This window comes from Cupriavidus sp. CP313, from assembly GCF_054072015.1.
This window is the reverse complement of sequence record NZ_JBSVZB010000049.1, coordinates 1-13,892: the sequence shown is the minus strand read 5'-3', so window position 1 is coordinate 13,892 and position 13,892 is coordinate 1. Positions and strand designations below refer to the sequence as shown.

The window sequence follows — 13,892 nt, the reverse complement described above, 5'->3', positions numbered from 1 at the left end:
AGAACGGCATGGATGCAGCAAAGCAACTGGTTCACGCGCGTGAAGTTGGCCTCAAGACCGGCATGGTGCTGCAAAAGCGCCTGAAGAATGCGCAGGAGGCCTATAGTGGCCGCGTGCAGCAAGCCGTTGGGGAGCCGGGCGCCGGCCCGACCAACCCGATGGCCGGCATGGACCCGATGAGCAGCTACGCCTATGCCATCGACAGCATGCAGCGTGCCATCCTGTTCTGGGACACGCTAAGGCAACGGGGCAACAACTTTGTCGAAAACACCATGCAGGGCCTCAAGCCGGTCCTGCATTTTGGCTACGAGACCGTCTCGGATGGGCGTCAGTTGGAACGGCCCGTCAACTATGCGCTGTTGAAGATCACTCCGCCCGATGGCGTGACGATCGATGACAGCCGCCGCCCCTATGTCATCATCGATCCGCGCGCCGGTCACGGCCCGGGCATCGGCGGCTTCAAGGACGACTCGCAGGTGGGAGTGGCCTTGCGGGCCGGCCACCCGGTCTATTTCGTCATCTTCTTTCGCGATCCCGAGCCGGGACAGACCCTGCTGGACGTATGCGAGGCCGAGCAACAGTTCATCAAGCGGGTGCGCGCGCTGCATCCGCACAGCGCCAAGCCAGCCATCATCGGCAATTGCCAGGGCGGCTGGGCCGCGATGATGCTGGGCGCCTCGGACCCGGATGACACCGGGCCCATCGTGATCAACGGCGCGCCCATGTCGTACTGGAGTGGTGCCTGGAGCGAGGGCGAAGGCGACAACCCGATGCGCTATTCCGGCGGACTGCTGGGTGGGACCTGGCTGGCCTCGTACACGGCGGACCTCGGCAACGGCAAGTTCGATGGCGCTTGGCTGGTGCAGAATTTCGAGAACCTGAATCCAGCCAACAGTCTCTGGGACAAGTACTACAACCTGTATAGGAAGGTCGATACCGAGCCGCCGCGCTTCCTGGAATTCGAGCGCTGGTGGGGCGGCTACTACCTGATGAACCGCGAGGAGATCGAATGGATCACGCGCAATTTGTTCGTCGGCAACAAACTCTGGAGCGGTGATGTCAAGGGGGCCGGTGGCAAGGCGTTCGATCTGCGCGAAATCCGCTCGCCGATCGTGCTGTTCGCCTCGATGGGCGACAACATCACCCCCCCGCAGCAGGCCTTTAACTGGGTCGTGGACATCTACGGCAGCACCGAGGAGATCAAGGCCCGCGGCCAGGTGATCGTCGGCTTGATGCACCGGAGCGTCGGCCATCTCGGCATCTTTGTCTCCGGCAAGGTCGCGCAGAAGGAGCACGCGCAGATCGTCTCGGTGCTCAAAAGCATTGAACTGCTGCCGCCGGGCCTCTACGCCATGCGGATCCATGAGCGCAAGGGCAGCGCTGGCGTGGCGTACGAGGTCGAGTTCGAGGAGCGCTCGCTCGAGGAGATCGCCAGCAGGCTCAACCGCTTTGAGCGCGTGGACGAAAAGCCGTTCGAGGCGGTCGCCAATCTGTCGGACTTCACGCAGCGCGCCTACGAGCTGTTTGCGCAGCCTTACGTCCAGGCCATGTCCAACGAAATGACAGCGCGGATGCTGCGCGAATTCCATCCGCTGCGCATGCAGAACTGGCTATTTTCGGACCTGAACCCGTGGATGGCATGGTTGAAGCCCGCGGCCGACGCGGTCAGGGCCAGCCGGCAGGCGCTGGACCCGGACCATCCGCTGCGGCAGCAGGAACAAGCGGGGGCGGAAATCCTCAGCGCGGGATTGGACGCCTACCGGGCCGTGCGCGATGCCATGACTGAGTACACGTTCTTCAACGTGTACGCCAACCTGTTCCCGTTCCTGTCAGGGAGCGAGCCTCCCGCCCGCGCGGGCACATCAGCCGCTACCGCCCCGCAGGACCTGCCGGAAGTCAAGACGGCGCTGGCCGCAGTTGGGCGTGGCGGATACGCCGAGGCCCTCGCCCGGCTCGCCTGCCTGCTGAGCCGAAAGGGCGAACCACTGCCGCTGTCCAGGCTAGAGTTGCGCAAGGAACTGGTGACGGACTATGCGGATCTGCTGCCGGAACTGGCGCCCGACGCCTGGCGCAAGATCCGCGGTCAGCAGGAACTGATCGCGCGGTACGCGCCCGAGCAGGCGCTTGAGACCCTGCCGACGCTACTCAGGAATCATGCCGACCGGCAGCGGCTGCAGGCCTTGGCGGAGAAGCTGCGTACCGATGAGCGCCTGCTTGGCACCACCCTCACGCCCGAGCAGGCAGTCATGCTTGAAAAGATCCACACCGTGCTTGGCGCCAAGCCGGAACGCGTGCGCGGCACGGCCGTCGCGCTCAAGCGCGCGTCCTAGCGCGCCTTGTGTCGCCTGCATCGCGGGCGACCGACACCAATGACCCTGACGCAGGAGCAAACCGTGAACGCCAAGCATGAGAAGTACCAGCGTCTGATTGATTATTGCAAGACGATCCCGCCCACGCCTACCGCGGTGGCGCATCCGTGCGACCAGTCTTCGCTCGAAGGCGCGGTGGAGGCCGCACGGCTGGGCCTGATCGCGCCGATCCTGGTCGGGCCACGTTCCCGCATCGAGGACGCTGCGCGCGCAGCCGGCCTTGACATCCGCGATTTCCCGATCGTCGATGCCGAGCATAGTCATGCGGCAGCGGCTACGGCCGTGCAGCTGGTGCGCGAAAGCAAGGCCGAGGCCCTGATGAAGGGCAGTCTGCACACCGATGAGCTGATGGGGGCCGTGGTCAAGGCCGACAGCGGCTTGCGCACCGCCCGGCGCATCAGCCACTGCTTCGTGATGGATGTGCCGGGGCATGAGGACGCTCTGATTGTCACCGACGCCGCCGTCAATATAGCGCCGACGCTCGCCGAGAAGGCCGACATCCTGCAGAACGCGATCGACCTGGCCCACGCATTGCGGGTCAAGGAGGTGCGCGTTGCGATTTTGTCCGCGATGGAGACGGTCAACCCGAAGGTGCCGTCCACGCTCGATGCCGCTGCCCTGTGCAAGATGGTCGACCGCCACCAGATCACCGGCGCGGTGGTCGACGGACCGCTTGCCCTGGACAACGCGATCAACCTGGATGCGGCGCGGATCAAGAAGATCGACTCGCCGGTGGCGGGGCGCGCCAATGTCCTGCTGGTGCCGGACCTGGACGCCGGCAATATGCTCGCCAAGAGCCTGACCTTCCTGGCCGGCGCCGACGCCGCGGGCATCGTGCTGGGCGCGCGGGTGCCGATCATCCTGACCAGCCGTGCCGACTCCGTCACGACCCGGCTGGCGTCCTGCGCGGTGGCCGCGCTGGTGGCCAAGGTACGCCGGGAATCCAGCCAGGTGGCGGGGTGATGCCATGGCCGAATTGATTTTGGTCCTGAATGCGGGTTCATCGAGCATCAAGTACTGTGCCTACGATACCCATGACGACTCACTGAGGCTGGTGCTGCGCGGGAGCATCGAAGGGCTCTACGCGGCACCGGCATTCCACGCCACCGACGCCGTGGGCGCTGAGGTCGAGACCAGGCGGTGGGACGCCGGTACCGCGCTCGGGCACGAGGGTGCCATTGCCTTCCTGGCGGACTTCCTGCGCGGCCATGGGGAAGGGCATACGCTGAGCGCGGTCGGGCACCGGGTGGTGCACGGCGGGGTACGCTTCACCCAGCCGGAAAGGGTGACCGACGCGCTGCTGGCAGAGTTGGACACGCTATGCCCGCTCGCACCCCTGCACCAGCCACACAATCTCAAACCGATCCGCATCCTTGCCGAGCGGCGCCCGGAACTGCCCCAAGTGGTCTGCTTCGACACCGCCTTCCACCGGGCGCAGCCGGAAGTGGCACAGGCATTCGCATTGCCCGCGGAGGTAACCGCGCGAGGCATCAGGCGCTACGGCTTCCATGGACTGTCCTACGAGTACATCGCCAGTGTCCTGCCAAGGGTCGATGCAGGCGCGGCGGCGGGCCGCACTGTTGTGGCCCACCTCGGCAACGGCAGCAGCATGTGCGCGCTGGTGGCGGGACGCAGCGTGGCCAGCACCATGGGCTTTACCGCGGTGGACGGCCTGCCGATGGGAACGCGCTGCGGCAACCTTGATCCGGGTGTGATCCTGTACCTGATCAGCGAACTCGGGATGGATGCCCGCGCCATCGAGGACCTTATCTACCGCAAGTCCGGCCTGCTCGGTGTCTCCGGCCTGTCCAGCGACATGCGCGCGCTGCTCGCCAGCGACGATCCGCAAGCCCACTTTGCCGTCGAGTTGTACACCTACCGTATTGCCCGGGAGCTTGGTTCGCTGGCCGCCGCGGCCCAGGGACTGGATGCGCTGGTCTTCACCGCCGGCATTGGCGAGCATGCTGCGCCAATCCGCGAACGCGTATGCCGGCTGGCGACATGGCTCGGGGTGAGCGTCGATCCCGCGACGAATGCCAGCGACGGACCGCGCATCAGCGCGGCCTCCGGAAGTGTGCCTGTCTGGGTTATTCCGACCAACGAGGAATTGATGATCGCCAGGCATACGCGGGAGGCGATCGCGGCGCCGACGCGATGACGCCACAACCGCTGACCAAGGGAGCGACATGGTCATCGCCGGCCCCCCCGGGGGCAACGTAGCGCGTTCGGGAGACTCTCGATTCTCGATTGGTTAGCGCGCGGTTGGCCGCAGCATGTGGGCGAAAGTGAGGCCGGCGCTGCCGTAAGGTGGAGATAGGGCTTGGCAGAAGATTTGTGTTTAAGAGGTGCCAACCGCCTGTTTGACCGCTTCTACCGTGCCGACGGGGCGCGCAGCGACAGCCCGGCAGAACCTCGGGCTGGGGCTGGCCATCGTCAAGTGACCGCCACCAGCACGGCGGCCGCTTGTTCGCGCAGGTGGGACCCCACGCGATGCGGATCGGGATGATGCTGCCGGTCAGCCCGGCGGTGCCCGAAGCGAGCTCGCGCGTCCCGCCGCAGGCTGACGGAGGGCCGATTGCAAGTTTGGCAGAGTTGGGAAGTTTGGTAGCCCCGCTGCCGCGCCGCTTCAATTCTTGAATTCGTGCGGCGCATCGTATATTTTCGAGGGGCATTCCGGTGGTTGCCGCCGTGCCGGCCGGTGCGTGTCACGATGATCGGGTTCATACAAGCCGCACACGATAACGCATGCCCGGAACAACGGCTGTCAACCCCGTCCGCGCAGTGCGCGCGTGACCCTGCGCAGTTGCTTATCGCTGCCCCCTTGCTCCTGCCCATCAGAAAGGAGCTGCCATGGATGCAGTCCGGACATTGCTCGAAACCCAGCCGCTGCTCACGCTGTTCCTCACGGTTGCACTGGGCTATGTCATCGGCGAGATCAATATCAAGGGCGTGTCGCTCGGTTCGGGCGCGGTGCTGTTCGTGGGGCTGGCGATCGGCGGGTTCGCGCCGAAGTCCGCGCCGCCTGCCATCCTTGGCACCCTAGGGCTGCTGCTCTTTCTCTATGGCATTGGGATCCAGTACGGGGAGCAGTTTTTTAAGGGTCTGACCAGCCCCGATGGCATCAAGGCCAACGCCGCTGCGGTCCTTGGCGTGGTTGGCTCCGGACTGGTCGCGGTTGCGTTGGTGCCGCTGGTCGGCGTGAAGCTAGACGAGTCGCTAGGCATGTTCGCCGGCGCGGGCACCAGCACGGCAAGCCTGCAGGCCGCGATGGCGGCGATGAAGAGCGACGGCGCCGCGGTGGGCTACAGCGTCGCATACCCAGTCGGCGTGGCAGGGCCGATCCTGTTTCTGTATGCCCTCACCGCGCTGCTCAAGCCGAATATCGTGCGGCCGCCGCCAAAGCTGATCGAGACCGCCGAGATTGTGCTGTCAAACGCGGCGTTTATCGGCGCGCGGCTGTCGGAGCTCGTAGCCGCCCTGCCGGACGGGGTGGCGATTGCCGCCGTGCGTCGCGCCCACCACAACCAGCCGTCCGCCGACGACCTGGTCCTGCAGGCCAACGACGTGCTGCTCGCGACCGCCACCGACCCGGCCGTGCTGCGTGAAGCCACCTCGCTGTGCGGGGAACTGCAGCCGGGCCGCATGACGAGCCATCGCGAAGACTTGGACTATATGCGCGTGTTCGCCTCAAGCCGGCTCGTGGTCGGGCACACGCTGCGCGATATCCGTTTTCCCGAAGGCACGGTCTGCTCGATCGCCCACGTGCGGCGCGGCGATGCCGACCTGATGCCCAGCGACGACCTCATCCTCGAGTTCGGTGACCGCGTCGGCCTGCTGGTCAATCGCGCCCACATGAAGCCGATTCGCGTGCTGTTCGGCGACTCCATCAAGGGCACCGCCGAACTGAGCTTTATCTCGATCGGCATCGGCGCGGCCCTCGGGCTGCTGGTGGGGCTGATCCCGTTGCCGATTCCCGGCGTCGGCACGCTGGCGCTGGGGCTCGCCGCGCTGCTGCTGGTCGCCCTCGTGCTCGGCCGGGTGCGCCGTCTCGGGCCGTTCGTCTGGACCATGCCGCTGTCGGCCAACCTGGTCCTGCGCAACTTCGGGCTGACCATCTTCCTCGCACAGGTGGGCATTGCATCCGGGCCGAAGTTCTTCGCCACCATCGGCGTGACCGGGGTGTCCTTCCTGATCTATGGCGTGGTGATTCTGCTTGCCCTGCTGCTGATCACTGCGATTTTCTGCCTCTGGGTCTTCAGGCTGCCGTTCGACCTGGCGGTGGGCGTGATCTGCGGCGCGACCGGCAATCCCGCCATCCTTGCCTTTGCCAACCGCGTCGCGCCCACCGACCGGCCCGACCTCGGCTACTCGATGATCTTCCCGTCAATGACCATCGTGAAAATCCTGTTCGTACAGGTCGCCGCCACACTGGCTGGCGGATAGTGCAGGGCAACCTGGGCGAAGCGCGCCATGCGATTCGCCGCGGAGACACATCATGGAAATCGCCGTCTTCAGCGCAAAGTCCTACGATCGTCAACATCTCGATGCCGCGAATGCGGCCGAAGGCCATCAGCTCAAGTACTTCGAAGTTCCCTTGGACAGTGAGACGGTGGGCCTCGCCGCGGGCCACGGCGCAGTGTGCATCTTCGTCAATGACCGGGCCGATGCGACCGTGCTGGAAGCGCTCGGACGCGGTGGCACCAAGCTGGTCGCGCTGCGCTGCACCGGGTTCAACAACGTCGACCTGAAAGCCGCGCAGGCGCTCGGGATCAAGGTAGTGCGCGTTGTCGACTACTCGCCCAACTCGGTCGCCGAGCACGCGGTGGCCCTGCTGATGGCGGTCAACCGCAAGATCCACCGGGCCTACAATCGCACGCGGGACTTCAATTTCTCGCTCGAAGGCCTGATGGGCTTCGACCTGTGCGGCAAGACCGTGGCCGTGATCGGCACCGGCAAGATCGGGCGCGTGTTTGCGAAAATCATGGTCGGGTTCGGTTGCAACGTGATCGGCTACGACAAGTACCCGTCCCCGGAATTCGAGGCCCTTGGTGGACGCTACGCGTACGAGGGAGAAATCGGCGCAAGCGCGGACTGCATCTCGCTGCACTGCCCGCTCACGCCCGAGACCCATCACATCATCAACGCCGAAACGCTGTCGCGCGCCAAGCCGGGAGCCTTGCTCATCAACACTAGCCGCGGCGGGCTGATCGACACGGAAGCGGTCATCGAAGCGCTCAGGAGCGGGCAACTCGGCGGGCTGGCGATCGACGTGTACGAGCAGGAGGCGGACCTGTTCTTCCGCGACCTGTCCGGCACCATCGTCGACGACTCCGTGCTGCAGCAGCTAATCACCTTTCCTAACGTGATCGTGACCGGGCACCAAGCCTTCCTCACGCGCGAGGCCGTGACGACCATTTGCGAAACAACCTTGCGCAGCGTGACGGAGTTCGAAAGCGGCAAGTCGCTCACGAACGAAGTCGGCGCCAGTTGAACACGGCTGTCGGCCTCATGTCGCGCCCCGCTAATGGCTTAAACCGCTCCCCGAAAAGCCCGCCGCCCAATCCACGATCGCGCGCACTCGAGACGCCAGATGCCGGGGGAACGAATACAGCGCCACCGGCAAATCTGGCCACCGCCACGGCGCCAACAACTGCGACCACCAGCCGGCCAGCACGGATCGTGCGGCGTGCCGTGCGCGGCTAGCGAGTCGGGACTGGCACACAGCACCTCCGGCACATCCACCAGCCGCTGACCACCAGCGACGAATCGCGCGGATACCCGCGCGCACCCCCTGCCGAATACCACGTGCAAAGTCAGACCGCCGCCCGCCCCGCCTGAGCAAGCTTGGGAGAACGTTGGTCAAACCGTGGAAGTCAATCAAATACAAGGCACCGTAAATGGACGCTGCCAGGGATGCCATGCCAACGCTCGAATCGAAGCTCAACGGCGCATCGCCAGGCCCAAATCATCGTCCGGGCGTCGTCGCAACATGGCTGCAACGTTGCTTGCGCATTTCTATTCGGGCGACGACGCGCCGCGGAGAGAGGCCTACCATTCGTGGCGCAGATACGACGGCGGGGTAACCGGATTTTCATGGAAATACGGAAAACCGACCCGCAACCATCGCTTTGTTCCTACACTCAATGCGGTGGAGCATTCTGGAGAGCCACGTGTTAATCCCAAGAAAAATCCTTTCTGTCTGCGTGGTGACAATGCTGGCGTCCGCATGCTCGACCACGCCCATACCGGCGAGTGAGGCGACGCCGGTACCTTCAGAGAGACTTAGCGGTTTGCAAAGCCCACCGCCCGGCGAGTTTACGACGTTAGTCGTGACCCGAGATCAAGGGTTTTACGGCAGCGCTTGCGATACAGTCCTATCAGTTGAAGGGAAGGAAGTGGGGCGACTCAGATCGGGTGAAGTAGCTCGGTTCTACGCCAAGCCGGGGACGATCATTCTTGGCGCTCAGACTTCGGCAATGTGTCTCGGTGGGTTGAAGGAGAGGGAGGTAAAGCTCAATCCAGCCTCGACGATCCGTTATCGCATTTCGATCGATTCGAGCGGCGGCTTGGATCTGTCGCCGACCGCATTCTGACGGGAAAGTCTCTTCACGGCACGACGGACTCTGGAGCGCTGACGGATCCCTCGGTGGCGAACTGACGCGCGGGCGACCGGTTTGGCACCCACTTCGTCGGCAATGAAGATACTGCTGAGGTAGTCGCCGCTCTCGCGTGGCATGTTCCAGTAGCCTGTTGCCGAGAAAGTCCACGGTGCGCCGGTAGCCTGCGCGGCGGCGTCTGTCGTAGGCGATGGCGGTTCCTGTGCGTGGACACCGCCGACGGGAAGCGTGGTGGCTAGCAACAAGAATGCGGCTCGCATCTCAGCCACCCAGCGCAATGACGGCCGCGGTCAGCGCGACCCCCAGCGCCGTCACGCCCGAGCCAGTGACCCAAGCGCCGATGCCTGCATGGCGGCCCAGCGCCCATCCGGCGACGAATAGCATGGCGAGGGTCAGCAGGCGCGAGATGAGTAGCGCCTGGCGGACGTCTGCGAGTAGCACGAATGGCAGCGCTACCGGAAACGTGGTCAGGACGACAATGCAGAAGATTCGCACGGACGCAAGCAGGTTGGCCGCATTCAGACGCGGACGGGCTGGCAGGGCCGTGGCTCCAGCGAGCCGCGCCCGCATGGTCTCAAGTTCCGCATCGGTAACGAGCGACCTCATTTTCCGGGGCAGTGCATCACGTATAAAACCGAGGGCCGCCGTCCGGTCACCCGCATTGCTGACAGCAATGGTGAGGGAGAGTCGCTGGCCGCGACCCGCTAGTGTGCGAACCAGGAACATGACCGCGTCGACCACCCCCCAGGCCAGATTGCACCCCAACGCGGCATACAGCATGGTGCGACTTTGCATTCGGCCCGCCCGTGCCGCTCGACACCGCGCCGACAAAGGTGAGCGCCATAAAACAGGCCGAAGCACATCTCGGAGACGAGGTCCACCACATCCGGCACCGGTTCCCGAATCTCGGCATCCTCCGGCGCCACGGTCGTGTGTGCGCTAATAGTTGTCTTGGGTGTATCTGCCATGACGAACTCCCGAAACCATTATCAATGGTCGGACAGAGTGGCAGGGGCCAGTCAGCGCACTGGTCTTGGGTAATCCCGGTAGGATTGAGCCACGACAACCCGACCCAGGTTAGTTACTCGTTAGCCCAGATGCTCGAACCAGTGTGATGATTGCTAGTGGAGTTCGCTGGTTCCAGTACTCGGCCGCCTTCAGGATTTTTGTCTCGTGAGTCGAGTGAGGCCAGTCGTCCCGGCTTCGGAGACCGCGGACGCTGCGATGTTGCTGCTTCAAGTTATCGAGCCATTGCGGGCCGTTCGGTTATCGCATGGCGGATTCGACTGAGCGCGCCTGGCTCGCCAGCGATGAACATGGCGCTGCGTTGCTTGCCCGCATCTGTGCTTCTGCGCCCTGAGCATGGGCGACCTGCACCTGATATTGGCTGTTCTCGGCGGCGCGGCGCTGAAGGAACTCATTCTCCTGTTGCATGACTTGGGCGCTTTTCGCGATGATCGAAACTGTTCAGCCCGCTGCCGTCGTGATGTCGGTGTACCGCGATGGGCATCCGAGGCGATCGAGGCGCGTAGGCCCGCAATTCACGACAGCTGGCCATGCCGATGCGCCAAGTGGCTAGCTCTTCTTCGGCTCGTTACAGCGGAAGGTAAGTTCGGCCTCCTGCGGCGTCCAGCCGCGCGCCCCGCGCGTCTTGCTATCCACTTGCTCCATCTCCTTGCCTTGGCCTGCGCAGTACTCGCTCGCGCGATTTAGCGTGAGCGCGCGGACTTCGGCCCACGACGAGAAACCGCCGCGAACCTCGGAGCCAACCATGTACGTGCCATTGCCTGCCGGCACGACGCTGGAAACGCTCTGGCAGGCAACCAGCATCAGGCTCGCAGATGCGAGCGCTACTAGCAGAATCTTTTTCACTCTCCCTCCCCTCGTTTGAGCGCCAGATTTCCCCACAAGAGCACCATCGTGGCGACCCCACTTTGGTGGGGTGAGAGAAAAACAGCCACGCGGCCGGCAAAACGATCGTAGGCCCGGAAATCGAACCGACCAGGCAAACCCGCCTGACCGGATCATCAGCCCAACGTTGCGTCGACGATTGCGGCGAGCGCCGGATGTACACTGCCACCGTGGCTCTCCATCGCTCCTGGCGGTTCGTTGGACAGCCCACCGCGCTCTCCGCTGAAGCCAAGCTTCGGGGGGCGCTTCCGTTTCGGCACCAGGCAAACCCTCTGCTACCATCGACGGCATCTACCCGCCAGGAGATCTCACGATGGACCTCACGACCGCAGTTGCCAGTGCCAGCACAGCACTCGACCTTCTCAAGACCGCACTGAAGGCCCGCGACCAGGCTTTGACCGAGAAGGCCGTCGCCGACATGGTCGACCAACTGCGCAACGTCAACATGGCGGCCCTGGAAGCTTCCCAGGAAGCGCTCAAGGGCATCAGGCAAGCGCGAGCGGCTGACCAACGAATCGCGGAGCTAGAGGCCGAAGTGCGCGAGCTGCAAGCGAAAGCTGATGAGCGGGATCTCTATGAACTCATGGCCATCGGAAGCTTCTCGTTCGCATACGCGTTGAAGGAACCGCCTGCCAACGGTCAAGATCGTCACTACCTGTGCCAAGCCTGTTTCGATGCGGGCAAGAAGCTAGTCTTGCAGCGAGCCGGAGGTTCGTCGATCTTGAGGTGCCCCGGTTGCAAGGCCGAAGTGCGGAGCGGCGTACTGCAGGGCGAACTGCAGGCCGAACAAGAGCGTGCCATAGCTGCATCCCGCCGCATCAATATGGGCGCCGGCTTCTAACTCCCGCGCTCGGGTTCGTTTATCCCTTTGCGTCGAGGCGCCGATGACCACCACCGAAGATGGAGATGACCGCACCACAGCCGTAGGCCTCGCCCGGTTTGCGTATGAATACATCGCCGCCGCGAGGATTGTTGATGAGCATCTCGGCAAAGGGAGTGCCTACGCAGTTGTCTCACCGACGCCCGCTTACTTCCTGGCACTGCATGGTATCGAGCTAACGCTCAAGGCCTATCTGCGACACCACGGCGTGACCACGAAGGAGTTGCGCAACAAACCCTATATGCACGACATCTATTCGTGCCTCAACAAAGCGAACGAGTTCGGACTGCAGAACCTCTTTGCGCTCGATGAACTAGACGAGAAGGCCTTGAAGCTGCTCGTCGAGTTGAATGAATACCAGGGACTCCGATACATCAAGACTGGCGCAAAGGAGTTTCCCCTCTGGAGCATCGTGGAGCCACTGGCCGTCCGTCTTCATCAAGCCGTCGCCCCTAATGTAGGGTTTGAATCCTTCACCGTCTCGTTCTCTGGACGGACAACCCCGCAAGAGGATAAAGAGAGCGCGATCCGGACTCTTGCGGAGATCCTCGCCTCGTTCGAGAACGATGAACGAGCGTAGTGCTCGCGCTCCCACGGCGCAGCATCGAGACCCATCGTGCCGTCGATCACCAGGTCGATAAGTTCGGAGGCGTGCTCGATGACAGTTCGCGCTTGAGAAATCCGCCCATCAGAGACCTCTTTAGTTTCTAAAGAGGTTCGCTTTTTGCCAGGTTGCTTCGGCACGCGAATGGCGATGAGCATCGCCTTCTGCCCCTTCGTGAGATCGCGCCGCTCGAGATTCGCGTCCGCAATGTACGCATCCTGGTCCTCGCCCTGGGTTTGCCCGAACGAAAACGCCCACCGAGCATCGAGGTAACTCGGTGGGCGCTACGGCCTGCCCCTGCGCGAAAGGCGTGCGATGAAGGCGCGCATGACAGACGGCCGCCCTTTTTCTGCATCGGGGGAGTCAGCGGCGAGCCCCCGTCGATGCCTGGAAGCGCTGCCAGGCCTCGAGCAATCAAACCCTCAGGGCGCCGGCGCGGCGAACGTTGCCTTGCGCGTGGCGGCGAAATCGCTCATCAGCGTACCGACTCGTTCTTCGGCGCGCACCGTGACCAGGTTCTTCGAGAAGTTGTCGCCGTCGCTGTTGCTGAACTCGAGCGCGGCGCGTTGCCGATCGAGGATGGCCACGTAGCGGTTGTCCAGCACGACGAAGTCGGTCGCCGGGATCTGCGAGAGCGCGGCCACGCGCAGTGCCCAGATGACCTGTTGCGTGGTGCCGGCCGGTGCGCCTACCAGCAGGTAGTTGCCGTCGGCGTTCTTGCTGCCGCGAATCGCGCGCCAGGCGCTGGTGTGCATCAACACCGCGCTGGGCAAGTAGCCGGAGTCTTCCAGTTCGCCCAGGACTTGCAGCACGGCGTCGAAAAGCAATGGGGCGACGAGGTCGACATGACCACATTCGTGAACGCGTTCGGCGATCAGCCCGAGAAGATGCGGCTGCTGGAAGAGATATTCATCTCGCACGGCATTCCACGTATGAAACTCAACCACATTCATCTGGGCAGCGGCGACGATTGCTTCTGCCGAATCAGCAGTGAGTAATGCGGCATGGCCAGGCCAAAGGGATTGCGGTTGCTCGGTGAGGCCGGGCAGCGCCGTTTCCGCGTGCTTCTGAAAGAACGTCGGCGCATCAATGCCATCCGGCGCGCGCACCAAGGATAGCGGCCGATCTTTGAGGTGGGGCAACATCAGCACCGCCACGCTCTCGTAGTAGCGAACCAGCTCGACCTTGGTGATGCCTGTGGATTTGTCGATCACACGGTCCGGATTGGTGACCTTGATGGCGCTCACGCCGCGCGGCGTCACGGTAGTCTGGACAGCCTCTCGCCGGATCGACTTAGCTGGATGATCGGCGCGCAGGCCTTTGAACGAGGCTTGACGCACCTGGCCTTCAGGGGGTCCACTCGGAAAACTCGACTTCTGCAACGAGGGTGGGTTTTACCCAACGCACAGCGGCTTCTCGGCCTCCACCCCATCGCCGGCTGGAACGCGCCTCCGTCGAAAAGGGACTTCGCTCAATTTCCAAGGCGGCCAAGCGCCTCCTGAGCTCTGTCG

At 63.8% G+C, this 13,892-nt stretch carries 9 protein-coding genes and 2 pseudogenes; 8 read left to right on the top strand and 3 right to left on the bottom strand.

Annotation, left to right across the window (positions count from 1 at the left end; genetic code table 11):
- Nucleotides 1-8 precede the first annotated feature (8 nt).
- The 6 genes from ACW4E8_RS37885 (at nucleotide 9) to ACW4E8_RS37860 (ending at nucleotide 8,625) form a co-directional block, all read left to right on the top strand.
- A complete protein-coding gene (locus tag ACW4E8_RS37885; RefSeq protein ID WP_456809165.1) occupies nucleotides 9-2,330 on the top strand; it encodes a DUF3141 domain-containing protein in 2,322 nt (773 codons plus the stop codon).
- Nucleotides 2,331-2,369: 39 nt separating this feature from the next.
- Nucleotides 2,370-3,332: a phosphate acetyltransferase gene (locus ACW4E8_RS37880; protein WP_456809164.1), complete on the top strand. Its 963-nt coding sequence runs from the start codon at nucleotides 2,370-2,372 to the stop codon at nucleotides 3,330-3,332.
- 4 nt (nucleotides 3,333-3,336) lie between these two features.
- Nucleotides 3,337-4,527 (top strand): acetate/propionate family kinase, encoded by a 1,191-nt coding sequence (locus ACW4E8_RS37875; RefSeq protein WP_456809163.1) that lies wholly within the window; start codon nucleotides 3,337-3,339, stop codon nucleotides 4,525-4,527.
- Between the two features lie 692 nt (nucleotides 4,528-5,219).
- Nucleotides 5,220-6,812, top strand: coding sequence for an aspartate:alanine exchanger family transporter (locus ACW4E8_RS37870; protein WP_456809162.1), 1,593 nt, complete (start codon nucleotides 5,220-5,222; stop codon nucleotides 6,810-6,812).
- Between the two features lie 52 nt (nucleotides 6,813-6,864).
- Entirely contained in the window at nucleotides 6,865-7,860 is a 996-nt protein-coding gene (locus ACW4E8_RS37865) for a 2-hydroxyacid dehydrogenase (protein WP_456809161.1), read from the top strand.
- Between the two features lie 375 nt (nucleotides 7,861-8,235).
- Nucleotides 8,236-8,625 carry a hypothetical protein gene (locus ACW4E8_RS37860; protein ID WP_456809160.1) on the top strand — a complete coding sequence of 130 codons (390 nt, stop codon included), beginning with the start codon at nucleotides 8,236-8,238 and terminating at the stop codon, nucleotides 8,623-8,625.
- A 622-nt stretch (nucleotides 8,626-9,247) separates the two neighbouring features.
- Here ACW4E8_RS37860 and ACW4E8_RS37855 read toward each other — a convergent pair.
- A pseudogene (locus ACW4E8_RS37855) lies at nucleotides 9,248-9,954 on the bottom strand (hypothetical protein).
- Nucleotides 9,955-10,561: 607 nt separating this feature from the next.
- A complete protein-coding gene (locus tag ACW4E8_RS37850) occupies nucleotides 10,562-10,858 on the bottom strand; it encodes a hypothetical protein (protein ID WP_456809159.1) in 297 nt (98 codons plus the stop codon).
- Nucleotides 10,859-11,210: 352 nt separating this feature from the next.
- Here ACW4E8_RS37850 and ACW4E8_RS37845 point away from each other — a divergent pair, with 352 nt between their 5' ends.
- Nucleotides 11,211-11,738: a hypothetical protein gene (locus ACW4E8_RS37845; RefSeq protein WP_456809158.1), complete on the top strand. Its 528-nt coding sequence runs from the start codon at nucleotides 11,211-11,213 to the stop codon at nucleotides 11,736-11,738.
- Between the two features lie 43 nt (nucleotides 11,739-11,781).
- Nucleotides 11,782-12,357, top strand: coding sequence for a hypothetical protein (locus ACW4E8_RS37840; RefSeq protein WP_456809157.1), 576 nt, complete (start codon nucleotides 11,782-11,784; stop codon nucleotides 12,355-12,357).
- Nucleotides 12,358-12,803: 446 nt separating this feature from the next.
- Here ACW4E8_RS37840 and ACW4E8_RS37835 read toward each other — a convergent pair.
- Nucleotides 12,804-13,892 (bottom strand): annotated as a pseudogene (locus tag ACW4E8_RS37835) (phage major capsid protein); the annotation flags it as partial.

Bases quoted from the DNA above. Each gene is read 5' to 3' on its own strand.
- ACW4E8_RS37885 (WP_456809165.1), top strand. From the start codon at position 9: ATGGATGCAGCAAAGCAACTGGTTCACGCGCGTGAAGTTGGCCTCAAG.
- ACW4E8_RS37880 (WP_456809164.1), top strand. From the start codon at position 2,370: ATGACCCTGACGCAGGAGCAAACCGTGAACGCCAAGCATGAGAAGTAC.
- ACW4E8_RS37875 (WP_456809163.1), top strand. From the start codon at position 3,337: ATGGCCGAATTGATTTTGGTCCTGAATGCGGGTTCATCGAGCATCAAG.
- ACW4E8_RS37870 (WP_456809162.1), top strand. From the start codon at position 5,220: ATGGATGCAGTCCGGACATTGCTCGAAACCCAGCCGCTGCTCACGCTG.
- ACW4E8_RS37865 (WP_456809161.1), top strand. From the start codon at position 6,865: ATGGAAATCGCCGTCTTCAGCGCAAAGTCCTACGATCGTCAACATCTC.
- ACW4E8_RS37845 (WP_456809158.1), top strand. From the start codon at position 11,211: ATGGACCTCACGACCGCAGTTGCCAGTGCCAGCACAGCACTCGACCTT.
- ACW4E8_RS37840 (WP_456809157.1), top strand. From the start codon at position 11,782: ATGACCACCACCGAAGATGGAGATGACCGCACCACAGCCGTAGGCCTC.